This is a genomic window from Flavobacterium sp. 22659, from assembly GCF_052044235.1.
Taxonomy (GTDB): domain Bacteria; phylum Bacteroidota; class Bacteroidia; order Flavobacteriales; family Flavobacteriaceae; genus Flavobacterium; species Flavobacterium johnsoniae.
This window is the reverse complement of the sequence record NZ_JBQEMU010000035.1, coordinates 1-26749: the sequence shown is the minus strand read 5'-3', so window position 1 is coordinate 26749 and position 26749 is coordinate 1. Positions and strand designations below refer to the sequence as shown.

At 34.0% G+C, this 26749-nt stretch carries 22 protein-coding genes; 13 read left to right on the top strand and 9 right to left on the bottom strand.

The annotated features are described in order from the left end of the window. The first annotated feature begins 169 nt into the window (after positions 1-169). From ACTJIW_RS23295 to ACTJIW_RS23280, 4 genes are all read left to right on the top strand, one after another. On the top strand, positions 170-727 hold the full coding sequence (locus tag ACTJIW_RS23295) for a 2'-5' RNA ligase family protein (protein WP_440715702.1): 558 nt from the start codon (positions 170-172) through the stop codon (positions 725-727). 166 nt (positions 728-893) lie between these two features. After that, positions 894-1817 (top strand): helix-turn-helix domain-containing protein, encoded by a 924-nt coding sequence (locus tag ACTJIW_RS23290; RefSeq protein WP_440715703.1) that lies wholly within the window; start codon positions 894-896, stop codon positions 1815-1817. 302 nt (positions 1818-2119) lie between these two features. Further along, positions 2120-2845, top strand: coding sequence for an SDR family oxidoreductase (locus tag ACTJIW_RS23285; protein WP_440715704.1), 726 nt, complete (start codon positions 2120-2122; stop codon positions 2843-2845). A gap of 293 nt (positions 2846-3138) precedes the next feature. Further along, positions 3139-3903, top strand: a complete 765-nt coding sequence (locus tag ACTJIW_RS23280) for an SDR family oxidoreductase (RefSeq protein WP_440715705.1) — start codon at positions 3139-3141, stop codon at positions 3901-3903. 248 nt (positions 3904-4151) lie between these two features. Here ACTJIW_RS23280 and ACTJIW_RS23275 read toward each other — a convergent pair whose 3' ends face one another. The 3 genes from ACTJIW_RS23275 to ACTJIW_RS23265 all read right to left on the bottom strand — a co-directional run bounded on the left by ACTJIW_RS23275 (position 4152) and on the right by ACTJIW_RS23265 (position 6436). Continuing rightward, positions 4152-4610 carry a hypothetical protein gene (locus ACTJIW_RS23275; RefSeq protein WP_440715706.1) on the bottom strand — a complete coding sequence of 153 codons (459 nt, stop codon included), beginning with the start codon at positions 4608-4610 and terminating at the stop codon, positions 4152-4154. Between the two features lie 91 nt (positions 4611-4701). Next, entirely contained in the window at positions 4702-5400 is a 699-nt protein-coding gene (locus tag ACTJIW_RS23270; protein ID WP_012026256.1) for a LytR/AlgR family response regulator transcription factor, read from the bottom strand. Further along, positions 5387-6436, bottom strand: coding sequence for a sensor histidine kinase (locus ACTJIW_RS23265; RefSeq protein WP_274250593.1), 1050 nt, complete (start codon positions 6434-6436; stop codon positions 5387-5389). The genes ACTJIW_RS23270 and ACTJIW_RS23265 overlap by 14 nt, the downstream gene beginning before the upstream one ends. 162 nt (positions 6437-6598) lie before the next feature. Between ACTJIW_RS23265 and ACTJIW_RS23260 the strand changes: the two genes are divergently transcribed. From ACTJIW_RS23260 to ACTJIW_RS23250, 3 genes are all read left to right on the top strand, one after another. Continuing rightward, entirely contained in the window at positions 6599-7984 is a 1386-nt protein-coding gene (locus ACTJIW_RS23260; protein WP_121360709.1) for a TolC family protein, read from the top strand. A 12-nt stretch (positions 7985-7996) separates the two neighbouring features. Further along, positions 7997-11284, top strand: coding sequence for an efflux RND transporter permease subunit (locus ACTJIW_RS23255; RefSeq protein WP_440715707.1), 3288 nt, complete (start codon positions 7997-7999; stop codon positions 11282-11284). 108 nt (positions 11285-11392) lie between these two features. Next, positions 11393-12478 (top strand): efflux RND transporter periplasmic adaptor subunit, encoded by a 1086-nt coding sequence (locus ACTJIW_RS23250; protein ID WP_440715708.1) that lies wholly within the window; start codon positions 11393-11395, stop codon positions 12476-12478. Positions 12479-12593: 115 nt separating this feature from the next. Here ACTJIW_RS23250 and ACTJIW_RS23245 read toward each other — a convergent pair whose 3' ends face one another. The 5 genes from ACTJIW_RS23245 to ACTJIW_RS23225 form a co-directional block, all read right to left on the bottom strand. Further along, positions 12594-13931: a hypothetical protein gene (locus ACTJIW_RS23245; protein WP_433812481.1), complete on the bottom strand. Its 1338-nt coding sequence runs from the start codon at positions 13929-13931 to the stop codon at positions 12594-12596. After that, complete coding sequence (locus ACTJIW_RS23240; protein ID WP_433812483.1) at positions 13921-14958, bottom strand: nucleoid-associated protein; 1038 nt, start codon at positions 14956-14958, stop codon at positions 13921-13923. The genes ACTJIW_RS23245 and ACTJIW_RS23240 overlap by 11 nt, the downstream gene beginning before the upstream one ends. A gap of 120 nt (positions 14959-15078) precedes the next feature. Beyond that, positions 15079-15609, bottom strand: a complete 531-nt coding sequence (locus tag ACTJIW_RS23235) for a DUF6680 family protein (RefSeq protein WP_173964556.1) — start codon at positions 15607-15609, stop codon at positions 15079-15081. A gap of 179 nt (positions 15610-15788) precedes the next feature. Then, positions 15789-16022, bottom strand: a complete 234-nt coding sequence (locus tag ACTJIW_RS23230; RefSeq protein WP_012026263.1) for a hypothetical protein — start codon at positions 16020-16022, stop codon at positions 15789-15791. Positions 16023-16547: 525 nt separating this feature from the next. Then, a complete protein-coding gene (locus tag ACTJIW_RS23225) occupies positions 16548-17096 on the bottom strand; it encodes a type 1 glutamine amidotransferase domain-containing protein (protein WP_121360702.1) in 549 nt (182 codons plus the stop codon). 590 nt (positions 17097-17686) lie between these two features. Here ACTJIW_RS23225 and ACTJIW_RS23220 point away from each other — a divergent pair. The 6 genes from ACTJIW_RS23220 (at position 17687) to ACTJIW_RS23195 (ending at position 25931) form a co-directional block, all read left to right on the top strand. Further along, positions 17687-18358: a response regulator transcription factor gene (locus tag ACTJIW_RS23220; protein ID WP_073410013.1), complete on the top strand. Its 672-nt coding sequence runs from the start codon at positions 17687-17689 to the stop codon at positions 18356-18358. 2 nt (positions 18359-18360) lie between these two features. Continuing rightward, positions 18361-19716 carry a sensor histidine kinase gene (locus ACTJIW_RS23215; RefSeq protein ID WP_440715709.1) on the top strand — a complete coding sequence of 452 codons (1356 nt, stop codon included), beginning with the start codon at positions 18361-18363 and terminating at the stop codon, positions 19714-19716. Positions 19717-19860: 144 nt separating this feature from the next. Then, on the top strand, positions 19861-21099 hold the full coding sequence (locus tag ACTJIW_RS23210) for a TolC family protein (RefSeq protein WP_440715710.1): 1239 nt from the start codon (positions 19861-19863) through the stop codon (positions 21097-21099). A 28-nt stretch (positions 21100-21127) separates the two neighbouring features. Then, complete coding sequence (locus ACTJIW_RS23205; RefSeq protein ID WP_440715711.1) at positions 21128-22213, top strand: efflux RND transporter periplasmic adaptor subunit; 1086 nt, start codon at positions 21128-21130, stop codon at positions 22211-22213. Between the two features lie 34 nt (positions 22214-22247). Beyond that, entirely contained in the window at positions 22248-25352 is a 3105-nt protein-coding gene (locus tag ACTJIW_RS23200) for an efflux RND transporter permease subunit (protein WP_440715712.1), read from the top strand. A 132-nt stretch (positions 25353-25484) separates the two neighbouring features. After that, entirely contained in the window at positions 25485-25931 is a 447-nt protein-coding gene (locus ACTJIW_RS23195; protein ID WP_440715713.1) for a hypothetical protein, read from the top strand. Here the strand turns inward: ACTJIW_RS23195 and ACTJIW_RS23190 are convergent. Beyond that, the gene (locus ACTJIW_RS23190) at positions 25912-26346 is read right to left on the bottom strand and encodes a cupin domain-containing protein (protein ID WP_440715714.1); all 435 of its coding nucleotides are present in this window, start codon (positions 26344-26346) and stop codon (positions 25912-25914) included. The two genes, ACTJIW_RS23195 and ACTJIW_RS23190, sit on opposite strands and share 20 nt — an antisense overlap. Between the last annotated feature and the right edge of the window lie 403 nt (positions 26347-26749).

Here is a 26749-nt window from a genome sequence, read left to right as displayed (position 1 = left end):
TATTTTTATGCAGCATTGACGGCACAATTTAAATTTTAATGATAAAGAACCGTAGGTTCGGTACATCTTGTAGGGATGGATTTTAATCCGTCCATAGATCAAGATTATTTTTATGCGTCGCTGAAAGCACAATTTAAATTTTAAATTTGTGTAATTCAAAATCCTAAAAATGGAGAAAACATATTCGGTTGTATTTTATTCTAAAACATTGGTTGAGCCTGTTAAAAAATTGAAAGACTTTTTAAGAAGCAAAATTAAATGGTACAACAGCTGTAATTCTGAAGCACACATTACGATTTGTGAATTTAAAATTGATGAATCAAAGCTTGATTCCATCAAACAAAAGCTTGCTAAAATTTCAGATACTTTTACACCTTTTCAAGTAAATTTAGATCATTTTGATTCTTTTCCAAATGCAGGTGCTTTTTTTATTGGTGTAAATGAAGATTCAAAAAATCATTTCGTGCCAATAATGAAAAAGATTCATGAAACTTTAAAGTCTTTAAAGCATAAAAGTGATAATCCGCATCTGTCAATTGGACGAAAATTAACTCCTGAAAACCTTAAAATTGCTTCTGAACTTTTTACTACAATTGATCTTCAATTTGAATGCAATGAAATTGTTTTAAGAGAATTTGATCCCATAATAAAACAGTTTTTTGTAATTGATTCTTTTAAATTTGGAAGTAATCCAGAACCTGAGTTTGTTCAGGGAAGCCTTTTTTAACCGCAAAGTATGTCATTGCGAGGAACGAAGCAATAACAAAAATCACAAACTCATTCAGCAAAATGAGATTGCTTCGTTCCTCGCAATGACCATGCAAATCAGTTTAAATCGGTAAAATCTGCGAGCCAAAAAATTTCGTATATTTGAATTTTACAATTCACGAATTATGAAATCCCTAGATTCATTTTACCAGGATATTACCGAAGGTTCAACAGTAGAGCCTACTTCCCTATTACCAAACGACATTCAAAAAGAGATTGGTCATTTTAATGTTTTTGATATTAAAGAACTTCTGGAACGTATGAAAGGGAAACCTGGAATGCCTTATGACAGAAGAGCTTATTACAAAATAAGTTTGATTAGAGGGAAAAACAGAGCCGAATATGCTGATAAAATAATCGACATTGAAAAACAGGGATTGTTATTTGCAACTCCAAAAATTCCCTACAATTATTTACCGCAGGATACCAATCAAGGCGGACAGTTTTGTGTATTTACAAGTGAGTTTTTATCTAAAAGTAAAAGCGGTATTGATTTAGACGAACTTCCAATTTTTGCTTCAGACGGTTATCCAATTTTTCAGTTATCTGATGAAGAAGTGGAAGAAGTTACTTTGATTTTCAAAAAGATACAAAAAGAAATCAATTCTGATTATATTTATAAATACGATTTAATCCGAAATTATGTCGCTGAACTAATTCATTTCGGACAAAAATTGCAACCCATAACAGCACTTTATTCTAAACACAATTCTGCAGCAAGAGTTTCGTCTTTATTTGCCGAATTATTAGAAAGACAATTTCCTATAGAATCACCAAATCAGCGTTTAGAACTAAGAACTGCGAAAGATTTTGCAGAACGATTATCAGTTCACGTCAATCATTTAAATAAAGTCTTAAAAGAAAACACCGGAAAAACCACAACCGAATTAATCAGCACAAGATTAACAAACGAAGCTAAAATACTTTTAAAGCAGACAGACTGGAATATTTCTGAAATCGCCTATTCACTTGGTTTTGAAGAATTAGCACATTTTTCAAACTTCTTTAAAAAACAAACTTCTTACACGCCACTGGCTTTTAGAGCTTAAATTTTGTTTCAAGTTTCAAGTTGATATTCTTTGTGTGTTTTAACCGCAAAGAGCGCAAGGTTTTTTCTAAGCTTTATGTTATATAAACATAAAGTTCGCAAAGCTTTACGTAAAAAACTTTGCGAACCTTGCGTAATACCTAGCGTTCTTTGCGGTTAAACCTGAAGCTTGGAATTTGAAACTTCTAAAAATTTGAATTTATCACTTGTGATTTGAATTTCGCAAACATCGGTTTGATATTTACAATTCCCCAAATCTGCTTCGCTCCTACCTTTGTCTAATCAAATTAAAAGATCGAAAAGATGAATTTATCAAACAACAAAATTTTAATTACGGGAGGTGCAAGCGGTATCGGACTTGGACTTACCGAACGATTTATTCAGGAAAACAATACCGTGATTATTTGCGGCAGAAGAGAATCAGTTTTAAATGACGTTAAAGCAAAATTCCCTTCAGTAATTACAAAAGTATGCGACCTTTCTAAAGAAGAAGACCGCACTGCACTTTATGAATGGATTGCAGCAAATCATCCTGATTTAAACGTATTAATCAACAATGCCGGAATTCAAAACTGGATGTCGATTACTGATGCTGATTTTTATGCAAACATGAAAAATGAGCTGACAACCAACATTGAAGCTCCACTGCATTTAACTTCATTATTTATTCAGTTACAATCTCTAAAAACGGTAATGAATGTAACTTCTGGATTAGCATTTTCACCTTTTGCAAAAGTTCCGGTTTATTCAGCTACAAAAGCGTTTTTTAGATCGTTTACACTTTCACTACGTCACTTATTAAAAGAAAAAAACATCGAAGTAGTCGAAATTATTCCGCCGGCATTAAACACAGATTTGGGTGGAATTGGTCTTCACGACGCACATCCAAGCGTAAGCAGTTTTATAGAATCAATTTTTGAACAGTTGAAAGAAGGAAGACAAGAACTTACTTTTGGAACCAGCGAAACGAGATTAAATGCAAGCGTTCCAGAATTAAAAGCGTCATTTAACGCATTACACGATAACTGAAATTAATTTTAAACACATAGAAACATAGCTATTGTAAACGTATAAAAGGCATTTCATTTATTAAAACAAACATAGAAATGCAGCTAAAAAGAAACTTAATTTATCTAAATCTCACATTGCTATGTGTTAGAAACTAGTTTCTTTTTACAATCTTTTCAAATCAAAATAAAATCTATGTTTCTATGTGTTTAAAAATAATCATATCGTAAAGGTCTTCGACTTCGCTCAGACTGACAGAAAAACAACAACAAATAATTCACAATTAACAACTCACAATTCACAATTAAATAAATATGGCAGTAAATACAAAAACAGCTCTGGTTACAGGCGGAAGCAGAGGTTTAGGAAAAAATATGGCAATTGCGATTGCAAAAAAAGGTATCGACGTAATTATCACGTACAACAGTAAAAAAGAAGAAGCTGATTTAGTAGTAAAAGAAATTGAAGGTTTAGGTCAAAAAGCGGCTGCACTTCAATTAAATGTTGCTGAATCTGGAACTTTTGATGCTTTCTACAAAGAAGTAGAATCAACTTTAAAAAACACTTTTAAAACAGACAAATTTGACTTTTTAATCAACAATGCCGGAATTGGAATTCACAATTCTTTCATTGGAACAACTGAAGCTGAATTTGATCAATTAACTAACATTCAGTTTAAAGGTCCGTTTTTCTTAACTCAAAAAGGTTTAAACGTAATGAATGATGGCGGCGGAATCGTAAATATTTCTACAGGTTTAGCCAGATTCTCATTTCCGGGTTATGCTGCTTATGCTTCTATGAAAGGTGCCATTGAAACTTTAACTAAATATCAGGCAAAAGAACTTGGAGCAAGAAAAATCAGAGTTAATGTAGTGGCTCCGGGTGCTATCGAAACAGATTTTGGAGGCGGAGTCGTTCGCGACAATGAGCAGATGAACCAGCAGATTGCTTCTGTAACCGCTCTTGGAAGAGTTGGTTTACCAGATGATATTGGCGGTGTTGTTGCCTTTTTATGTACCGAAGAGGCTCGCTGGATAAACGCACAAAGAATTGAAGCTTCTGGAGGAATGATGCTTTAATGAATGGTTTGTGGTTTGTGGTTTATGGTTTATGGTTTATGGTTTATGGTTTATGGTTGTTAGTTTATGGTTGATGGTTTATTGTTGATGGTTTATTGTTGATGGTTTATTGTTTATAGTTCATCACCATAACTTATAACTTATAACTCATAATTCATAATTCTAAAAAAGAACAAAACCCGATAAGCTTTAAAAAACTTATCGGGTTTGCCGTTTCAAATATAATTGAATTAGTAAGTATTCTTTGTTTAGTCTTTTTGAATTGAGACATCAAATCCGCCGTTTTTATCAAAAACAACATCATAGAATTTTGAATCTTTTTCTACTCCTACTTCATAAGTGGTTTGATTTTTATCATCTACTACAACCGAAACTTCTTTTATGGCTTTGGCAGGATAATTTTTCTTCAAATAAGTCTGTGCTTTAACAGGAAGCTGACTTAACGGAATTTGTAATTCGTATGCCTTTAAAACTCCTAAATTGTCATAAACCGCAAGAGCTTTAGTATTTTTATCGGTATTAAATTTGGCTTCGTACCTAATTTCGTCGTCGTCATCTCCAACATATCTTACAGACCATACGGGAACTTTATTAGGATATTCTTTTTCAAATGTAAACCTCACTTTTTCTGGCGGTGTTACAACATTATTTTGTCCGATAATAAACCCGCTCCATAATAAAACTATAAGTAAGAATACGTTTTTCATGACCTGAATATTTAAATTGAAAAATCGAAAACCTTATACTAAAAGTATTACTTTTAAAATAAATTTCAAATATTTTTTATTAAAAATAATATTACTTTTTTAACCTGTCGGTTAATTCCCTTTTATAGGTTATTCCAATAGGCAGTTTTTCATTTTTAATAACAACAAAATCTTTTTCAGTCGCTTCAATTTTATCCAGAGCCACTATATAAGATTTATGAATACGCATAAAATTCTTCTCCGGAAGGCATTTTTCTAACTCAGTTGTGGTTATAGATGCCAGATAAGTGCGTTTTGTAGTATGCAGTTTCACATAATTTCCAAAACTCTGTGCAAACAAAAGCTGGTCTAATTCTATTTCGATAAAATAACCGTCAACTTTTACATTAACCGTATTTATGGCAATTTCTTCTTCTTTCGCTTTTGTAGTTTCCGTCGAAAAGAAACGATCAATAGCTTTTAGAAACCTCGGAAAATAAATTGGTTTTAATAAATAATCAATTACACCGTAATCATAACTTTCAAGGGCAAATTCAGAATAAGCCGTTGTTAGGATTGTTTTAGGATGATTGGGAATAATTTTTAACAATTCCATTCCAGAAATCTCAGGCATATTAATATCCAGAAACATCAAATCGACTTTATTTTCTCTAAGATAATCCATTGCTTCAATGCCGTTATAGCCCTGAAAAACCAACTCTAACTTTGGATTTTGTTTTATATAATTAGCTAAAACATAATGCGCAGCAGGCTCATCATCTACAATTATGCATTTTTTAGGATCTCTCATTAGCAAATCTTTTCAATTGCAGTTTCAAATCAACAATATAAGTATTTTTATTATCCTGAATATCCAGATTATAATTCTTTCCAAAAATTAAATTCAATCTTTCGATTGTATTTTTTAAACCAATTTTAGTTGAAACCACGGCATCGGTTTTCTTTGGAATTGAATTTACAACATGAAGATGAAGCTGTCCTTCCTGAACCGTAATAAAAATTTGGACAAAACATTTTTCTATAGCGCAGGTTCCGTGTTTAAAAGCATTTTCAATAAAAGCAATTAAAAGCATCGGCGAAATTTTATACGCATTTTGATTGTCTATTTTATAATCAAAAGTTATATCGCATCGATAGCCGACACGCTCTTTTTCAAGCTGAACGTAACTGTTAATGAATTCTAATTCATCTTCTAAAGATACGCATTGTTTGCTGTTGCTTTCCAGCTGATAACGCATTAACTGCGAAACCTTCATGATTAAATCCGGTGTTCTGTCCGGGAATTCTAAACTAATTCCGTAAAGCGTATTAAAGGTATTAAATAAAAAATGCGGATTCAACTGTCCTTTTAAAGAATTCAGCTGCATTTGGTTGAAAAGCAAAGCTTCTTCCGTACGTTTTCTGTGAATTCTGTAGAATTTAAAAACAATAATAGGGCTTAAAATACAAACCAAAGTTCCTAAAACGCTCGCCAATTGATAGACATAACTTCGCTGATGCGAATTTTGATACAAATGGCAGTTACTGAACATATCGAGCATGGTAATCTCATACAAAACAATCGAGAAAACAAGAACTCCAAAAATGGTTAAGAATATATAAGTTGCCGGACGGCGGGTTTTAAATAAAATGGGAAGAAGAAAAAAACGATTAAACTGGGCGTGCATGTAAAGAATGAAGTAGAAAAAAATGCCCATTAAAACGGAAGTTAAAGAACTAAATAACATCCAGTCGTTTTTTAATGTGTATATGGTAAAGGAAAACGCGACGACGGCAATTTCCTGCCACCACTTATTATCCAGTATGTTATCAAATTTTCTGCTCATTTTTAAAACTTAAATAGAGTACAAAGTACGGACAAATATTTAATTATTTTTTCCAATAAATGACCAATTGAATTGGTCATTTATTAGTGCAGCACATCACTTATCATGACTTTTATCAGCACAAGACAAATAAATTTGTTCTATAATTTCACACTTGAGTTTATGTACTTCAAAAAAATTACCATTTTATTTTTCTTGATTTTTGCCTCAGCCAGTTATTGTCAAACCCTGTCTTTAAAAGAAGCAATAAAAACCGGGCTTGAGAATTACGGTTCTATCAAAGCAAAAAACAATTACACCAATGCATCAAAGGAGACTTTAAAACAGTCTCGCCGTGATTACCTGCCGAATCTTAACTTATCGGCACAGCAGGATTACGGAACTGTAAACGGACAAAACGGGCCATTGTATGGTTTTGGAGGTCTCGGAGTTGCTTCTTCCGGGTTACCACTTCCGGAACAAAACTGGAATTCGGCTTTTGGCGCACTTTATCTAGTCAACATGAACTGGGATTTTTTCACTTTTGGAAAAACACAGGAAAAAATCAATTTATCTAAAATTGATGTTCTGGCTAAAGAAAAAGATTTACAACAGGAAAAATTTCAGCAGGAAATCAAAATTTCGGCTGCCTATTTAAATCTGTTAGCAAGCCAAAGATTACTGATTTCCCAGCAAAAGAATTTAGACCGCGCAGAAGTTTTTAAAAAGACAGCTGCAGCGAGAGTTAAAAACGGATTATTGGCAGGAGTCGATTCGACTTTGGCAACTGCAGAAGTTTCGAAAGCTAAAATTGCTTTAAACCTTGCCAAAAATTTCGTTAAGGAACAAAACAACAAATTAGTCGATTTAATGGGAGTTGCACCTCAGGATTTTGTTGCTGATACTCTTTTTGTAACTCAGATTCCAAAAGAATTAGTTACCAAAGAAACCGCAGGAGACAGTCTTCACCCCTTATTACAATTCTATAAAACGAAAATCGATTACAGCAACCAGCAGGTTAAATTGTATAAGAGATTTTATTATCCTACAATGAGTGCTTTTGGGGTTTTACAAACCAGAGCTTCGGGATTTGATTCTTCGTATGCAACCAATCAAAATGCTTTTACGAGAAACTACTGGGATGGTGTAAATCCGGATCGTACTAACTACTTAATTGGAGTTGGAATTACCTGGAATTTAACTACGCCTTTTAGATCCAGCAAACAAGTAAGCGCTCAGAAATTTGTTTCTCAGGCCATGCAGGAAGAATACAATCAGGCAGACAGAGAATTGAAATCGCAGTTGAATTTTGCCGAAGATAAAATCAAAATTACTTTGGAAAATTATGCCGAAGCACCAATTCAGGTTGAAGCGGCTAAAAGAGCTTACATACAAAAATCGACTTTATACAAAAACGGTTTAACTGATCTAACCGATTTAACACAAACAATGTACGTTTTAAATCGCGCTGAAATCGATCGAGATATTGTCAATAATAACGTGTGGCAGTCGTACTTATTAAAAGTCGCTGCAACAGGAAATTTTGACTTATTTATAAATGAATTTTAATTATAAATCGTAATGAATTTAATACGTTTTGCACTCCGCAAACCCATTTCCATTTTAGTATTGGTTGCGGGTCTATTTTTCTTCGGAATTGGTGCCATCAAAGACATTAAGGTAGATATTTTACCAAAAATGAATTTGCCGGTTATCTATATCGCGCACCCATTTGGAGGTTACACGCCAGACCAGATGGAGGCTTATTTTGCCAAAAACTACGTAAACGTTTTACCTTTCTCGAACGGTATCAAATCTGTAGAAACCAAAAACATTCAGGGGTTAATGATTATGAAGTTAACCTATTATGAAGGAACGAACATGGCTCAGGCTGCTGCCGAGTTAAGTGCACTTTCAAACAGAATCCAGGCAGTATTCCCTCCGGGAACGCAGCCTCCGTTTATCATTCGTTTTGATGCCTCTTCACTTCCAATTGGTCAATTGGTTTTGAGCAGTAAAATACGTTCAAACAACGAATTACAGGATTTAGCCAACGTTTATGTTCGTGCTTCGTTTACTTCGATTCCTGGTTTATTATCTCCGGCTCCTTTTGGAGGAAGTCCAAGAACAATTGAGGTAAACGTTGATCCGGATTTACTGCGTTCTCATAATATGACGCCAGACCAAATTGTAGAAGCGATTCGTTTGAACAACCAAACGGCTCCTTCTGGAAACGTGCGTATGGGCGACAAAAACTATATTACGCCAACTAACAATACGATTAAAGAAATTAAAGATTTTGAGCAGATTCCGTTATTCAAAGGCGGTGTTCAAAACTTAAAATTAGGCGATGTTGCGTCTGTAAAAGACGGTGCCGACATTACAGCAGGTTATGCTTTGGTAAACGGAAAACGTTCGGTTTACATTAGTATTGCAAAAGCAGGAGATGCTTCGACTTGGGATGTAGTTCAGAAATTAAAATCAGAACTGCCTAAAATTCAAAGCACACTTCCTGAAGATGTAAAATTATCATACGAATTTGACCAGTCAGTTTATGTAATCAACTCCGTAAAAAGTTTGATTACTGAGGGAATTATTGGTGCGGTCTTAACGGGATTAATGGTTTTATTATTCCTGGGTGACCGTCGTGCTGCTTTAATCGTAATTATGACGATTCCAATTTCGATTATTTCCGGGGTTTTATTCCTGAAATTATTCGGGCAGACGATCAACTTAATGTCATTATCAGGATTAGCTCTTGCAATTGGTATTTTGGTGGATGAAAGTACGGTAACGATCGAAAATATTCACCAGCATCTCGACATGGGAAAACCAAAAGCACTCGCTATTTGGGATGCCTGTCAGGAGATTGCTTTACCTAAATTATTGATCTTACTTTGTATTCTGGCCGTATTTGCACCTGCATTTACAATGGTTGGTATTCCGGGAGCATTGTTCCTTCCTCTGGCTTTAGCAATTGGATTCTCAATGGTTATTTCATTCTTGCTTTCGCAGACTTTTGTTCCTGTAATGGCCAACTGGATGATGAAAGCTCATGAAAAACATGCACACGGACCAGAAATTACAGATGATGAAGCTGAATTTAATGACAGCGGTATAACTCCAGAATCTGAGCAAAACCTAATCACTCAGAAAAAGGGTTATGTAGAAAGAGAAGACACCAATAACAACGGAAAAATTAGTGCTTTCGAACGTTTCAAAATTCGTTTCATGCGAACTTTAGATCGTTTGTTTGTTCATAAAAAAATTACAACAATTGTTTATTTAACAGGTTCTATTATTCTCGCTGTAGTATTTATTAGTTTAATTGGAAAAGACGTTTTCCCTAGAACCAATTCAAGTCAGTTTCAGTTGAGAATGCGCGCTGTTGATGGAACGCGTTTAGAGAGAACAGAAGAACAAGCCAGAGTTGTTTTAAAAGAATTGGAAAAAATGGTGGGTAAAGATCATATCGGAATTTCATCTGTATATGTCGGCCAGCACCCTTCTCTATTCTCAATCAACCCAATTTATCTTTTCATGGCAGGTTCTCACGAAGCCGTTTTCCAAGTGAGTTTAAAAGACTATCACGAAGATATGGACGATTTTAAAGATGAGTTTAGAGCAAGACTTAAAAAAGTGCTTCCTGATACTAAACTTTCTTTTGAGCCAATTGAATTGACAGATAAAGTTTTAAGCCAGGGTTCTCCTACTCCAATTGAGATTCGAGTTGCCGGAAAAGACAAAAAACGAAATGAATTATACGCGACTCAAATTGTAGACAAACTAAAAGCGATTTCGTATTTCAGAGACGTACAAATTGGTCAGCCAATTCATTATCCAGCCATGAATATTGATATTGACAGAACTCGTGCTGCCGAATTGGGAGTTGATATGAATGATATTTCACGTTCATTGGTGGCTTCAACCTCATCTTCTCGTTATACAGAAAAAAATAACTGGGTAGACGAAAAAGCAGGATTATCATATTCTGTTCAGGTTCAGGTGCCATTAAATAAAATGAAAAGCAAAACCGATATTGGAGAAATTCCGGTATTAAAAAATTCGCTTCGTCCAGTTTTAAGTGACGTTGCCAAAATTACACCGGGATTTGTAAGCGGTGAAAATGACAATTTAGGGGCCATGCCATACATTACCGTTACAGCAAACATCTACCAAACCGATTTAGGTACGGCATCAAAAGATGTAAGCAAAACAATTAGTTCATTAGGCGAATTGCCTCGTGGTTTGTTTATTACACCAATTGGACTAAGTACTGTATTGACCGAAACATTAAGCAGTTTACAAACAGGATTATTGGTTGCCGTTTTCGTAATCTTCTTAATGTTGGCCGCTAATTTCCAGTCGTTCAAAGTTTCGCTGGTAATCTTAACAACGGTTCCTGCGGTAGTTTTAGGAGCATTATTAATGCTTACTATTACAGGTTCTACATTAAATTTACAATCGTATATGGGAATCATCATGTCGGTTGGGGTTTCTATTGCAAACGCCGTACTTTTGGTCACGAATGCCGAACAGCTTCGAAAAGTAAATGGAAATGCCTTAGAATCTGCGAGAGAAGCTGCTGCATTGCGTCTTCGTCCAATTATCATGACATCTGTTGCGATGATTGCGGGAATGTTACCAATGGCAATTGGTCACGGCGAAGGAGGCGATCAGGTTTCTCCGTTAGGAAGAGCGGTTATTGGCGGCTTATTATTTTCTACTTTTGCCGTATTATTAATCCTGCCGCAGATATTTGCGTGGGCACAAGAAAAAACATCGACACAATCTGTTTCATTAGATCCTGAAGATGAAGAAAGTATTCATTATATTTCATCAATAAGTAAGTCGAAAGTTGGAAAGTAATAAAGTTGAAAGTCGAAAGTCAAAAGTCGAAAGTTACGATCGTCGCGAAATACTTCTATAAACTTTTATACTTTCTGAATACTTATAAAACATATATAAAACCAAAAAATGAAAAATAACATTATAAAATCTACAGCGATACTATTTACAGCTTTAGTTGTACTAAGCTGTGAAAAGAAAAAAGAAGAAACTGCGAAAGCAGAAATCGAACCTAAAGTAGAAACTTTCGCTTTAACGAAAGAAAAACTAACAACAGAATTGCGTTTACCTGCCGAATTAACCGGTTTTCAACAAGTTGATTTATATGCAAAAGTGAGCAGTTTCGTAAAAACCTTAAAAGTTGATATTGGTACGAAAGTAAAAAAAGGACAGCTTTTAATTGTGTTAGAAGCACCAGAAATCAGTTCGCAATTGGCTGCTGCCGAATCTAGACTAAAATCTATGGAAGCGATTTACGCAACCAGCAAAAGTACTTACAACCGTTTGTATGAAACAAGCAAAGTTGAAGGAACGATTTCTAAAAACGATTTAGAAATGGCAAGCGGAAAAAAGAATTCTGATTACGCACAATATCAGGCAGCAATTGCAGCGCATAAAGAAATCTCGATTATGAGAGGTTACTTAGAAATTCGTGCTCCTTTTGATGGTGTTGTAGCAGCTAGAAATGTCAATTTAGGAACATTTGTTGGCCCGGCAGGAAAAGGATCTGATTTGCCTTTATTAACGATTCAGGAGCAAAGCAAATTACGTTTAGCGGTTTCTGTTCCAGAATTGTACACAGGATATTTACACCCAGGCGACGAAATGAGTTTTAATGTAAAATCGTTACCAGAAACTTTTACAGCTAAAATTACCAGAATGTCTGGCGCTTTAGATTTAAAATTACGTTCTGAAAGAGTCGAAATGGACGTTCATAACACAAAAGGAAATTTATTACCTGGTATGGTTGCCGAAGTGCTGCTACCTCTTAACGCAAAAGACAGCACATTTGTAGTGCCAAAATCTGCAGTTGTGAATTCTGCTGAAGGTTTATATGTTGTAAAAGTTGTAAACCACAAAGCGACAAGAGTTGACATTAAAAAAGGAAGAGAAATCGAAGATAAAATCGAAATTTTCGGCGATTTGACTCCAAACGATAAACTGGTAAAAATTGCCAGCGAAGAAACTAAGGAAGGCGATGTCATAAACGAATAACCTGCGTTTAGTCTTCTTTTTAGTAGATTACCAATTACTGTACGCATTCTTAGGAGTGCAAATTTAATTTGCCTTAGGACAGTTCCTCTTTTTGGAGGGACTGTTTTTTTTTAATTTAATTCCTTTTGATAGAATCTTTTTTAATCTCTGGTTTTCCCTGAGGCAAACTTATTTTTGTAGAATCTACTGATTTTTTAGATTTATAACGATTAATATATAAATGAATATTCTGAGTCGGAATATTTATATTTTGAACATTCTTATCTTTTTGGGGGTTTAATACCTGAATGCTTGAAAAAACAATAAAACTAAGAAGTAAAATGACAAGAATAGTTTTGAGAATATTTATCAGACAGTTAAGCTTTTTAATTTTCTTCCAGATTTTTTCAAAATCTAATTTAAAATCGGAATATATTTTATTATATGCATTCTTAATTTCATTTTCTTCTTTTTTAACGTCTCCTTTAAGACAAAAAATATTATATTCTACAATTGATAAAATATAAAAAGCAATTATTGTGTATAATAAATAGGCTAAAATTATCAATCCCAAAATCCATGGTTTTTCTTTTACTTGATAACTAGCAAATACTGTTGCACTAAAAGTTAATGGAAATGCAAAAACTTGTTTACTAACTGCGTCGATATTTTTCTCTAAACTTTCAAAGTATTTATTTCTTTCTTCTTTAAATTTCGATTTAATTTTATCAAAAGCAAAATCTAAAACATAATTTTCATAATCTTTTTCAGCCAGACTCAAAAGCAATTTTAAACTTTTAATAATTTCAAAAAAACGATCATGAATATCTTTTTCATGAATACCTATATTGGTTATAATTTCTTTAAAAAATTGTATAAACTCTTTCTTTTCAAATAAAACTTTTAAATCCTCAAAAATAGGTTTCAGATCATCTAAATCTCCTACACGATCTTCTTTGTTTTTATAACCAATATGAAATACTCCATTGTCTTTGCTTATAATTATAAACTGATTATTTGATTCATTCAAGAATGTTGTAAACAATGGATTCGCTTTTAAAAAATCTAGAAGTTTTTGATATATATATAAATTAAAAATTATAGCATTTTCTTGAGTAAATATTTCCTGATTGTTTTTTAAAATTGAAGCTCCACTTCTCTTTAAAATTAGTATTAATGATTCATCAAAATTATCTCTATACCTAGAATAATTATTGCAAAAATCATCTAAATCGTAAAAAATAAAGGTATCCTTAAGTAAACATGAACTTAGAATGATTTCATATTTATTATCTAATAAGGCATTACTTTTACTAAATACACTATTAATTATCTGAAGAATTGTAGCCTTATCAATATGATTATTGACCTTAAAAGCTAAGGTTCTCCCATCAAATGAAATGGTTTCTACGATTACATTTTCATCAAAAAATATTTGAAAGTTTTCAATAATATTTGAATAATTACTTATCATCTAGCAAGGAGTATTGTTTCTTTATCTGATTAACTAAAGGCTGAGAATTTATTATTATTCGATTATCCTCTAAAACAACGTAATCCTTATTAATTTTACTATAATCAACATTTATTTCCACACCCTCAACTTTTGCTCTTATTGTTACAAGAGTTTTCCACTTTGCAGGGTGTCTTACAAATTCTGTATCTAAAATAATTGAATGTTTTGCAGCATATTCTAAAAAAATCATTTCATTCTGCTCACCGTAAAAATGTTTACCCATCTCTATAAGATTGACAGTTTTATTAGCTTTGGATTTTGCATATTCGTAAACTGCTTTTTGAAAATCATTTTGATTATGATATCGAGGTTTGCCTAACTCATCGGTAGGCAAATCTATAGATTTAATAATTGAAACTAAATTTGAAGTATTTTTATCATTTTTAATATAGCCTGCTGCTAAAACCCATTCCCTAAAATATTTAGAAACCACTCCATCTTGTTGAGTTGTTATTAATGCTAAATAGTTTCTATCATCTTCTGTTTCTGAAAGGATTTGAAGATTAACCCTACATGCCATTGCTATTTTATCAATATTAATATTGTCAGCAGTTATTAATTTATAAGTTCCAGAGATTTTTGAAATATTTATTCCTGCCTTTTGTCTTAACAAAACCACAGTAATATATCTCTTTTCGTCAACTGTGTAGTCCACAAATAAATAATACCCTCCAGTTGCAAACGGCACTTTTTCTATCTTATCCTTCAGATCACTTAAACTTTCAGAAAATTTATAAAACTCATCATTTTCATCAGTTGCTAAATAATCATTTAAACTATTAGTAAAAAGATTACTTTCATTATCCTTAAAATGTGTGTTTTTTAATGAAGAGCTTTCTGTAATAGATTTATGAATTAAAGTTATTAATGCTACCGAAAACTCATCCTCCATCATTACTTCTTGTGATAAATCAAGTTGGGCATCAATTTTTTGAAATTCTTTTTTTATAAAATGAATTGTGTACTTAAGAATTTTTATTTCCATATCTTTTAACAAATCAGTTATTTTTTTTTAGATAAAACAATTAAATTGCATGAAATTTCATACAAATAAATCTGTTATATAAATTTAATTTAAAATTTTGCAAAATATGATCTAATTATTTTATGAAGTAGGCGAATTAAAAACCTTGTCTAAATTTTCTTGATATTCATCTTCGGTCATCTCTACTCCATAAGCTTTTGAACGCATCAAAACACGAATTTGTTCCTTTAGAAGAATGTCTTGAGTACTTTCAATATTTCCAAAATGTTGAGGAGAATAAAATCGATCAATTTCAGTCTGCTTTAAATTTTTATAATTTAGATTATTTGCAATCTCAGACAATAAATCCAATAGAAAAGCATTTGATTTTCCAGAGTGGGGAGATTTAGGATGCAAACTATTAAAATAATCTAACCAAGCATTTCGTACTTTTTTATCATCTTGAAAAATAATATCAATTAGATTTAAAGAATCTGCCCATTCTCTAGTTGGCGTAGCCTTTCTGTTAGCCATTAATGAGAGAAACAATTTCAGCTTAGCATCTTGCTTAGATTTTCTATCTTGAAATTTAATACCAATGAACCATAAAATAAATGGAATTAATGTTATAGATATAAGTTCTCCATAATCTTTTAAAAAATCTGCTACCATAATGATATAATAATAAATATTAATGTAATATTTCAAATGTATTAAAAACGCTATCAAATAAACTACGTACAAATACCTATTCTTTTATCTTATTTAGTAAATATTTCGCTCATGAACATAAACGCGAAAAACAAAACCTCGATCTTAAAAAAATCGAGGTTTTCTCATTTTAATAATCTCTACTCCTCACTCAAATAAGGATTCAAAATCTCCGCCAATTCATTGAGCCAATAATAATTGTCTTCAAAATTTGATAGTCCTATTTGGAGGGTGTCGTGTTGTCGCATTACGGCGAGCGCTAAAATGCAGTTTACTTGTCTTAATATTTTAGCCATATCTTCGGGATCTATAATATGGTTAAAAAAATCAATCAGCCTTGTTTCGGCTTCTTTGGAAAGGGTGTTTGTTTTCATAAAGTGAAGAATTTAAGAAAAAACCCTCATACCTTAGCAGTCTTACGCTTCTTCACGGCGTCAAAGTCCTTTCGGAGCTTTACTACATAGCACGAGGGCAAATTTTATGTGGTCTTAATGTGAAGATTTAAGAACTTCAAATATAAGAAAACTTTTAAAAAAAAAGAAAGATTTTTCTTTCAATACTACTTCTGTATTTATCGCCTTTACAATATGCCAAATGTATAAAATCGTTATTAGAAATAATCATTTTTAAAATTATATGAATTGTCTTGAGAAAGTCCCAGCGGGACGAAATATTTATAGAAAATAATTTCCCCATTTTAAAAGAACCCCAGCGGGGTGAAATCTTATTTACAATATGCCGCTCCGCTGGAGCTTTTGGTCGGTACATTTTTTGAATCTATAAATATTTCATTCCTCCGGAACTTTATTAGCAGATTTAAAAACCACAAAAAAATGCAGAACCAAAATATGATCCTGCATTTTTCTATAATTTGATAAATCTAAATAGAAAATTCTTTTTTAGACTCTCTGGCGTTCGTGTATTCCTTCTTTAATTTCTTCCACCATTTTTTTATTAAAAGCGGGTAAATCATTTGGGTTTCGGCTGGTCACTAATCCATTGTCTACGACAACTTCTGAATCTTCCCATTGTGCTCCGGCATTTTTCAAATCGTTTTTAACAGAAAAGAACGAAGTTACTTTTCGACCTTCTAAAACATCGGCATCTACCAGAATTTGAGGTCCGTGACAAATAGCGGCTACCGGTTTTTTACTTTCAAAAAAGGAACGTACAAAATTTACTGCAGCTTCTTCTCTTCTTAATAAATCAGGATTTATAACTCCTCCTGGCAGAACCAAAGCATCGTAATCTGCTTCATTTGCCTGATCTAATACGACATCAACATTATATTCTTTGCTCCAATTTCCGTCTTTCCAAGATTTGATAGTTCCAGATTTCAAACTGACGATATCTGCATTCCAGCCTTGCTCTTCCAGATAGGCTTTAGGCGATGCTAATTCTGATTCTTCAAAACCGTTTGTTGCTAATATTGCTATATTCTTTTTCATGATTTTAAATGTTTAAAATGTTATTAATTTTGATTTAAGTTAAAATTAGTTATTTCAAACAGCCAGCAGAAACAGTTCCTGTTAAAGCTTTCTTTAATAAAAGTTAATTAATTGAAAATCAAATTTTTATTAAAAATTAAACTGAAATTATATAAGATTGTGGTCAATTGCGATTATTATTTTATAGCAAGAAAGTTTAAGAAAAAGTCCCAGAGGGGCAAAATATTTATAGAACAATTCATTCTATTCAAAAAGAGCCCCAGTGGGTGAAATATTATCAACAATATATCGCTCCGCTGGAGCTTATGGTACGGTATGTTTTATGAATCTATAAATATTTCATTCCTGCGGAATTCTTATCAAATCTATTCACTACCAATCTTTGTAGAGCTGCTTGCGAAGATTTCTCCCTTCGGTCGAAATGACAACCTACTTTAAAAATACCTTAAAAATCTTCAATCACTTATCTGTTCTTATAGGGTTAAAAAAATAAATGTTATTTTTGATAATCTTTTCAAAAGCACTTTATTAGATTATTGGATTTAAGCATATCAGCTTTTATCTAAACAGCAACACTTAACATAGCATCTATGAATGTTTTACTCATTGAAGATGATAAACGCATCAGCGAATTTATTATAAAAGGTTTAGAAGAAAACAACTTTACCGTGCATCTGGCCGAAACCGGAGAGATGGCACGCGACCTTGTACAAGAAAATACCTGGGATATTATTTTGATGGATATCATGCTTCCGGGAATCGACGGTATTCAGCTTGTGAAATTAATGCGTTTTAAAAAGATTCATACTCCTATTTTAATGCTCAGCGCATTGAGTAATACCGATGATAAAGTCACAGCCTTAGATTCTGGTGCCGATGATTACCTTGTAAAACCTTTTCATTTTAAAGAACTCATTTCGAGAGTCAACGCACTTACACGAAGAACAAAATTCAATTATAACGAGCCCGAAACTTTATATACCTGCGGTACTTTAACCATTAATCCAGATGAGCATAAAGTGACAGAAAATGATAAACTGATTGATCTTTCGCCAAGAGAGTACAAACTGCTTTTGTATTTATTAGAAAACAGAAACAAAGTAATGTCGCGAACTCAGATTTTAACCGCTGTCTGGGGAATTAACTACGACAATAACACCAATGTTGTCGATGTGTATATTTCGTATTTGAGAAACAAAATCGAACACAATCATAAGTTCATTCACACCATAAAAGGAATTGGTTATATGCTAAAAGAATAAGTATGAAAATTCGTGATCGTTTTACCTTAATTTCTTCTCTGACTTTCAGTGTTGTGTTTGTCATTGCTTCGCTTATTACCTATTTTTCTTTCTACAGTTATTCAGAAAAAATTGTTTACAACGAATTGCAGAAAACCTGTTTACTTACGGGAATTTTTTATCTCGAAAAAGATGAATTACCAGAAAACCAGCATTTAATAATTGGCCAGCAATTTCGTGAAAATTCACTCGAAATTATCACGCGTGTTTATGATGAGAAAAATCAAATTGTGTATGGCGACAAAACTTTAGATAACAATATCAATCAGTTAAAGCTGGATTACGTTCGAAAAAACAGAAAATTAAGTTTCAAGTCCAAGCATCACTTTTACTTTGGCAGTTATTATCATGACAATCAGGGAGATTTTGTGGTTTTCGTTAAAAAAAATGATACCGATTTTAAAACTATGACCGACAGACTTTTAATCATTATGATTTTGGTTTTAGTTTCGGGTTTAATCAGTATTTATATTGTCAGCCGGGTGCTTTCTAATCTGGCTTATGCTCCTATTAAAAATATTATCAATCAGGTAAACGAAATCCAGGCTACTTCATTAGACAGGCAGATTGTTTCTCCAAATTCAAAAGATGATATTCAGGAACTTATAGAAAGTTATAATAACCTGTTCAAACGCCTTTCTGATACTTTTATCATTCAGAAAAACTTTATCAATTATGTTTCGCATGAGTTTAAAACTCCTTTAACGGCTATTTCAGGAAACCTTGAAGTTTTTGCACAAAAAGACAGATCAAGTGCCGAGTACAAAGAAATGTCTGAGAAAGTATTAGAAAATGTCTATCAAATCGAAGACACAATGAATACTTTAATGATGCTTTCCGGTCTTCGCGAAAATATGGAACTCAACGAGATTTTTAGAGTCGACGAATTGGTCTGGGACATTAACGATCAATTATCTGCCAGTTACCACTTAAAAGGCCAGATTCAAATTGCATTAGAAGTTCTAAATGACAAACTGCTTTCGATAAAAGGAAATTCTAACGAAATCAAAATTGCGTTGTTTAATATTATTGAAAATGCGGTTAAATATTCAGCAGGAAATCCAATAAAAATCAGTTTATCAGAACACAATCAGCAGTTAAAAATTGTAATCGAAGATCAGGGAAAAGGCATTAGCGAAGAAGACCTGCAATTTATAAAACAAACTTTTTACAGAGGCAAAAATGTGAGTGATATAAAAGGAAGCGGTATTGGACTTCCGTTGGCAAATGTCATTTTCAAACAAAATAATATTGAGTTTACGATTGTTTCCAAAAAAGACGCTGGAACTACTGTAACGCTGGTTTTTCCTAAACTCTAATCGTTTTCTAATCTAACTCTTACTGGTTTCTAACAGACATCAAATTACGGTTTAATACGCGGCAGATAGCTTTGCACTTCATTAAATCTACTTAATTTGAAACGTTTATTTATAACTCTGTTTTTAATTGTATCACTCAAAAGTATGGCCCAGATTACAGCCATTACCGATACAATTGTTCTTTCGCGAAATCAGGCCGAGGCTTTGTTTCTGGATAAGAACATTTCTCTTATTTCTGAAAAACTAAATATCGACATTGCTGATGCACAGGTCATTCAGGCAAAATTATGGCCCAATCCAACTTTAACCGTCGGTGAAATCAACCTTTGGAGTAATGCTACCGCACAACAACTGCCTCCGTTATGGGGAAATTACGGAAAAACACAGCAGGTAAATGCAGAACTGGAGCAGCTGATTCAGACAGCGGGAAAACGCAAAAAACTGATTGCGATGGAAAAAGTAAATGCAGAGATCGCTAAAGAATATTTCAAGACTTTTTTACGCAGTTTAAAAATCGAATTTAGAGATAACCTTACTGATCTGCAATACAATCAGGCACAAGAAGCGGTTTACCAAAAACAGCTTTCTTCGATGCAGACTTTACTAAAAGCTTACGCAAATCAGGTAAAACAGGGAAATATTGGCAAAGGCGAATATGTTCGTTTAAAAGCTTCTGAATTGCAGTATTTAAAGGAAATCAACGATTTACAAAAGGAAAACAATGCATTGCAGAAAGAACTGAAAGTTTTAATGAATCTTCCTGCGACAAGTTTTATCAAACTGACTGACGAAGGTTTTGTTCCGGTTAATAAAAATATCGAAGATATCAATCTGGCGAATCTTATGGAATCAGCAATTGAAAATCGTCCTGATATGAAAGTCCTGAAACTCGGAAACGAATACAACGACAACAAATACAAATACGAAAGAGCCATGCGCACACCAGATGTAACGCTGGGTATTAGTTACGATCGCGGAGCAAGTTTAATGAACGATTTCGTGGGTGTTGGGTTCTCGCTTGACCTTCCGTTTTTCAATCGAAATCAGGGAAATATAAAAGCGGCTAAAATTGCGATCAATCAAGGCAAACTGCTTACTGAAGAAAAAACATTGAGCGTACAATCTGAGGTATTACAGGCTTATCAGGATTTTATCACCACCAAAAAATTATACGAAAGCGCCGATGCCAGTTTTGAAGGCGACCTTGATAAACTTTTGGAAAGCTATCGTAAAAACTTCCTGCAGAGAAATACCAGCATGCTCGAATATCTGGATTTTGTAGATGCGTATTTAGACAACAAATCGATATTGCTCAATTCGAAAAAAGACCTGAATAAAAATCTCGAAGAACTGCGCTATATCACGGGGCAGGAAATCAATTAAAACATCAATTTCTCAAAACAAAAAGATAATGAAGAAACTTATAATCCCAATACTTGGGTTAATGCTCGTTTACGGATGCGGCAAGAAAGAAGAAGTAAAAAAAGCTCAGGATGAAAAATTCTGCATCGATAAAGATTTAAAACAAAAAATTACAATAGAACCTGTACAGAAACGTGCCGTGAGCGAATCTATTAACCTTACCGGAAATATTACTTACAACGGCGATCACGTGGTTCAGTTTAACAGCCTTGTTGAAGGAATTATTACCAAAACTACATTTTCACTAGGCGATTATGTAAAAAAAGGACAAGTTCTGGCAGAGATAAAAAGTACAGAACTAAACAGCATGCAGTCTGAAAGTAAATCATTGCAGTCGCAGATAACGGTAGCACAGCGCAATTTACAAGCCACAAAATCAATGTTTGAAGACGGAATTTCTTCTCAAAAAGACTTATTGCAGGCACAAAGCGAACTGGATGTTTTAAAATCTTCTTTAGAAAACGTAAGAGCCAATCTGGCAATGTTCAGCGCAAGCAGTGAAAGAGCTGTTTTTCAGATCAAAGCGCCGACTGAAGGTTTTATTGTAGATAAAAATATCAGCCCGGGAATGCAGATTACAAACGAAAGCGATCCATTGTTCACCATTTCTGATTTAAAAGAAATCTGGGTTTTGGTAAATGTTTATACCAGTAATCTTAAAAACATCAGCGAAAACATGCAGGTCGATGTAACGACACCTGCTTATCCTGGAGAAATTTTTAAAGGAAAAATCAATATGATGTCTAAAGTTTTTGATGCCGATGAACACGTTTTAAAAGCACGAATTGTAATGGACAACCGAAACATGAAATTAAAACCGGGAATGACAGCCGATATTACAATCGATAAAAGCAAAGGCGGTGAAGAACTGGCAGCTATTCCTGCAAAAGCAGCTATTTTCGACAACAACCGCGATTATATTTTAATCTACAAAAACGATTGCACAATCGAAACCAGAGAAATAAACCCCGTTTTAAAAAACAACAGCTGGCTTTATTTTGATAAAGGTGTAAATGAAGGCGAAAAGGTAATTACCAAAAACCAGCTCCTGATTTACGAAAGATTAAAAAACTAAGCATCCTTAAAAACGGATAAACACAATACAAGACATGAAAAAATTTGTACAAGGTCTGGTTGCTTTTTCCTTGAAAAACTCGCTTATTATATTCTTTTTTACAGCCATTTTACTGGCTGCAGGAATTGTGAGTTACATTCATACGCCAATAGAAGCATTTCCCGATGTAACCAATACAAGGGCCAGAATTATTACACAGTGGCCTGGACGAAGTGCCGAAGAAGTCGAAAAATTCATCACGCTTCCGATATCCAAACAAATGAATACCATTCCAAAAAAGGCAGAAGTACGTTCTATTTCCCTTTTTGGATTATCAGTAGTAACCGTTTTATTTGATGACGGAGTTGAGGATTTCTACGCACAGCAATATGCTTCAAACCGTCTTAACGGACTGGATCTTCCAGAAGGTGCCGATGTTGAGATCGATCCGCCGTCTGGAGCAACGGGAGAAATCTTTAGATACGTTGTAAAAAGTGATCTTCCTATTAAAGAAATCAAAGCTATTCAGGATTGGGTTATTGAGCGCGAATTGGTTTCTGTTCCCGGAGTTGCCGATGTGGTGAGTTTTGGTGGAGAAGAAAAAATGTTCGAAATCAAAATCAACCCAACTGAACTTGAAAATTACAATTTATCGGCATTAGATGTTTATGAAGCTGTTTCAAAAAGTAATATCAATGTGGGCGGAGACGTCATTAAACGAGGCGATCAGGCGTATGTTGTGCGAGGTGTCGGCTTAATTAATAAAGTCGAAGATATTGGCAATATATTAATCGAAACCAAAGGCGGAGCGCCAGTTTTAGTAAAACACGTAGCCGAAGTTTCGATTTCGGCAAAACCAAGATTAGGACAAGTAGGTCTTGACGGAAACGATGATGTTGTAGAAGGAATTGTTGTAATGCTCCGCGGAGAAAATCCGGGAGAAGTTATTGGCAGACTGAAAGAACGTTTAAACGAATTGAATGAAAGGGTTCTTCCTGATAATGTTAAAATCGTACCGTTTATCGACCGTACCGAATTAGTCAATACAACTGTAAAAACGGTAACCAAAAACTTAATCGAAGGGGTTTTACTTGTTTCATTGATTGTGTTTGTTTTCCTTTACAATTGGCGTACCTCGTTGATTGTAGCAACTGTGATTCCGCTTTCGTTTTTGTTTGCAATTGTAATGCTGCGAATTCAGGGACTTCCTGCGAACTTGATTTCTATGGGAGCGCTCGATTTCGGATTACTGCTCGAAGGAACATTGGTTATTGTAGAAAATGTGTTCGTTTCTTTAGAAAAGAAAGCTCATAAAGTGGGAATGGAACGCTTTAACAATATGAGCAAAATGGGATTAATTAAGAAAAGCGTGGGCAGTGTGGCTACTTATATTTTCTTTGCCCTGATTATTTTGATTGTCGCATTAATGCCAATTTTCTCATTTACGAAAGTAGAAGGAAAAATGTTCTCTCCCCTGGCCTTTACTCTAGGTTACGCCTTATTAGGTTCGCTGATTTTATCACTTACCTACGTGCCTGCAATGTGTAAAGTGATGCTGACGAAAAACATTGTCGAGAAAGAAAACATGATTTCGCGTTTCTTTAGAACCAATTTGTTCAATCTTTTTAAATGGAGTACCAAGCACCGTAAATTAACGATTTATTCGTTTCTGGCTTTATTGGCAGTTTGCTGTGTACGATTTGCGTTTTACGGATCAGAATTTATTCCGAAGCTGAATGAAGGTGCTATTTATGTAAGAGCAACGCTTCCTAATAGCATTAATTTGGATGAATCGGTTCGTTTGACAAAAGAAATGAAAACCAAGATCCGAAAGTTTGAAGAGGTAAAATTTGTGCTTTCGCAAACGGGACGACCAAATGATGGAACGGATCCAACAGGATTTTTTAATATCGAATTCCATATCGAATTAAAACATAAAGACGAATGGAAACACGACATAAGCAAAGAAGAACTGATTGCCGAAATCAAAAAAGTACTCGATGTATATCCCGGAATCGCCTTTGGTTTCAGTCAGCCTATTCAGGATAATGTTGAAGAATATGTTGCAGGAGTAAAAAGTCCGCTGGCGATTAAGATTTTCGGAAGCGATCTTTTCCAAATGGAAGAAATGGCTGCAAAAGTTGCTAATTCGATTAAAGACGTAAAAGGAATCGAAGACATTAATGTTTATAAAAATATTGGACTGCCAGAATTGAGAATTCAGCTTGAAGATGAAAAAATGGCGCGTTATGCCGTAACAACTGCCGATGCGCAGGCGGTTATCAGAATGACGATTGGCGGGCAGGCTGCAACAAAATTTTATGATGACGAAAAAATCTTTGACATTACCCTGCGTTTTGAAAAAGAATACCGTGATTCTAAAGAAAAAATCGAAGGCATCCTGATTCCAACAATGAATGGCAAAAAAGTGCCTTTAAAAGAAATTGCAACTGTAGAATACAAAACTGGGCCAACTTTTATTTACCGCGAAGGAAACAGCCGTTACATTGCCGTAGGTTTTAGTATTGAAGGACGAGATTTGGGAAGCACTATCGAAGAAGCTCAGAAAAAAGTAGCTGCCGAAGTTAAACTTCCAAAAGAAAACGTCATGAAATGGGCGGGAGAATTTGAAAGTAAAGAAAGAGCTTCTAAACAATTAGCGATGATTGTACCCGTTGTATTGATCCTTATTTTATGTCTGCTGTATTTCAACTTTGGCAATTTCAAAGACACCATGATTGCAGTAAGTGCCATGCCGTATGCCTTTATCGGAGGATTCATATCGCTTTGGGTAACAGGAACCGTTTTCGGTATCTCGGCAGGAATTGGATTTATCATCCTTTTTGGAGTCAGCGCAATTGACAGTATTGTCCTCATCGGAATGATTAAGGAAAATATGCGTGCCGGAATGCATTTACGAGATGCTATTTCAGAAGGAATTCACAGCCGTATTCGTCCAATTGTTATGATTGCCTTAATGGGTTCTTTAGGATTATTACCTGCCGCTTTATCTACAGGAATGGGTTCTGAAGTTCAAAAACCACTGGCGATCATGATCGTAGGCGGACTTATAACCTGTATGATTCTTTCATTAACGGTTTTACCTCAGGTTTTTTATCTCGTTTACCGCAAAAAAGATACAAGCAATACCGAATCTTAATCTTACTTCTATATAAATTGAAAAAGCACCTTTGGCAGTTTGTCCAAAGGTGTTTTTATAAATAATACCACAATCAAAAATCCCCCATTACAATGAAATGACAAAGCAACAATACTATTAAATTCTCTTTTTATGAAAAAGAAAGCAGACAATCAAAAAACAGATGAAATAGATAAAACTGAGCTGCTGAATAAAGTCAGACTTAGTATAAATGAAAAATGTCAGGATTGGGTTTTATTCCAAAACGGAACGTATATAATTTTTGATCACGCCGAAACTATTCCCGATATAGAAAATGAAGCCATAAAATTAATGAAAGAATTCGGTCCCGTTTATGTGCAAACTCCATCTGAAGATTTTGATGTCACCGACTTAAAAAAGACAGAAGGCTGGATTGTTTCCGGACATTGCTACGGAATGTATACCTATGTAAATCCAAAAGAAATAAACTGGAAAACTCCAGATATGGAAGCAATAGGTTTGCATGGACGCAATAAAAGAGAGCTTGATGGCAGAAATCCTGTTATTATTTATGTTAATAGAAAAAGGATTGATAATGTTACCTCAAATCCTTTTTAATAACCAAATATTTCAAATCGGTATTCCCAGCATTTTTAATTCCATGTTCCATATTCGACGGACAGTAAAAACTGGTATTTGGACCGGCGGTTTTGGTTTTTCCGTCAAGGTAAAATTCGGCTGTGCCTTCTAAGATGTAGAAAAATTCTTCTTCGGGATGATGATGCGGCGCGTGTGTCGATTTTCCAGGTTCGACAATGCTCATTTTTAATGTGTTTTCCTGAGTGAAGTTTTTGTCGCCAAACCAATATTGGTAACCTGCTTTAGTTTTCGTGGCTTTATCAATTTCAAAATGATTGACACAGTTTTCGATTGTGTATTGTGGTGCTGTGGTTTCTTTTTTAGTTTCCTGAGAGAAAGTCTTCTGGAAAAATAAAACAGTAATTGTGGTTTTTAGGATAGTCAGCGTTTTCATTTTTTTTTATTGTAATGTTACGAAAAAATTGAATACAGTTGATTGCATTCATGTTTTTGTCATCCTGACGAAGGAAAGATAATACTAGAAATTCCACAATCAGAATTATCAATCTTTGTAGATCATCTGCATTTTTTCACAATCTTGTCATTTCGAGGAACGAGAAATCTTCGTAAGTAACTCCACAATCTAAATTGACAATCTTTGCCGATTAACGAGCGTGATCCTTCGTTCTTCAGGATGACAAACCCAACATTAAAATCATTTTCTACAAAATTCCCAGAGGGACGAAATATTTTTTGGATTTGCGATAATTAATATATCGCTCCGCTGGAGCCTTTCTCTACCTAGGAATCGGATATTCTATAAATATTTCATTCCTCTGGAATTTTAATAAGCCGAA

Excerpts from the sequence above, each read along its gene's own strand:
- ACTJIW_RS23295 (WP_440715702.1), top strand. The coding sequence starts at position 170 with ATGGAGAAAACATATTCGGTTGTATTTTATTCTAAAACATTGGTTGAG.
- ACTJIW_RS23260 (WP_121360709.1), top strand. The coding sequence starts at position 6,599 with ATGTACTTCAAAAAAATTACCATTTTATTTTTCTTGATTTTTGCCTCA.
- ACTJIW_RS23280 (WP_440715705.1), top strand. The coding sequence starts at position 3,139 with ATGGCAGTAAATACAAAAACAGCTCTGGTTACAGGCGGAAGCAGAGGT.
- ACTJIW_RS23275 (WP_440715706.1), bottom strand. The coding sequence starts at position 4,610 with ATGAAAAACGTATTCTTACTTATAGTTTTATTATGGAGCGGGTTTATT.
- ACTJIW_RS23255 (WP_440715707.1), top strand. The coding sequence starts at position 7,997 with ATGAATTTAATACGTTTTGCACTCCGCAAACCCATTTCCATTTTAGTA.
- ACTJIW_RS23220 (WP_073410013.1), top strand. The coding sequence starts at position 17,687 with ATGAATGTTTTACTCATTGAAGATGATAAACGCATCAGCGAATTTATT.
- ACTJIW_RS23210 (WP_440715710.1), top strand. The coding sequence starts at position 19,861 with ATGGCCCAGATTACAGCCATTACCGATACAATTGTTCTTTCGCGAAAT.
- ACTJIW_RS23235 (WP_173964556.1), bottom strand. The coding sequence starts at position 15,609 with ATGGTAGCAGATTTTTTAAAAGATTATGGAGAACTTATATCTATAACA.
- ACTJIW_RS23265 (WP_274250593.1), bottom strand. The coding sequence starts at position 6,436 with ATGAGCAGAAAATTTGATAACATACTGGATAATAAGTGGTGGCAGGAA.
- ACTJIW_RS23250 (WP_440715708.1), top strand. The coding sequence starts at position 11,393 with ATGAAAAATAACATTATAAAATCTACAGCGATACTATTTACAGCTTTA.
- ACTJIW_RS23285 (WP_440715704.1), top strand. The coding sequence starts at position 2,120 with ATGAATTTATCAAACAACAAAATTTTAATTACGGGAGGTGCAAGCGGT.
- ACTJIW_RS23200 (WP_440715712.1), top strand. The coding sequence starts at position 22,248 with ATGAAAAAATTTGTACAAGGTCTGGTTGCTTTTTCCTTGAAAAACTCG.
- ACTJIW_RS23230 (WP_012026263.1), bottom strand. The coding sequence starts at position 16,022 with ATGAAAACAAACACCCTTTCCAAAGAAGCCGAAACAAGGCTGATTGAT.
- ACTJIW_RS23225 (WP_121360702.1), bottom strand. The coding sequence starts at position 17,096 with ATGAAAAAGAATATAGCAATATTAGCAACAAACGGTTTTGAAGAATCA.
- ACTJIW_RS23290 (WP_440715703.1), top strand. The coding sequence starts at position 894 with ATGAAATCCCTAGATTCATTTTACCAGGATATTACCGAAGGTTCAACA.
- ACTJIW_RS23240 (WP_433812483.1), bottom strand. The coding sequence starts at position 14,958 with ATGGAAATAAAAATTCTTAAGTACACAATTCATTTTATAAAAAAAGAA.
- ACTJIW_RS23245 (WP_433812481.1), bottom strand. The coding sequence starts at position 13,931 with ATGATAAGTAATTATTCAAATATTATTGAAAACTTTCAAATATTTTTT.
- ACTJIW_RS23195 (WP_440715713.1), top strand. The coding sequence starts at position 25,485 with ATGAAAAAGAAAGCAGACAATCAAAAAACAGATGAAATAGATAAAACT.
- ACTJIW_RS23190 (WP_440715714.1), bottom strand. The coding sequence starts at position 26,346 with ATGAAAACGCTGACTATCCTAAAAACCACAATTACTGTTTTATTTTTC.
- ACTJIW_RS23215 (WP_440715709.1), top strand. The coding sequence starts at position 18,361 with ATGAAAATTCGTGATCGTTTTACCTTAATTTCTTCTCTGACTTTCAGT.
- ACTJIW_RS23270 (WP_012026256.1), bottom strand. The coding sequence starts at position 5,400 with ATGAGAGATCCTAAAAAATGCATAATTGTAGATGATGAGCCTGCTGCG.
- ACTJIW_RS23205 (WP_440715711.1), top strand. The coding sequence starts at position 21,128 with ATGAAGAAACTTATAATCCCAATACTTGGGTTAATGCTCGTTTACGGA.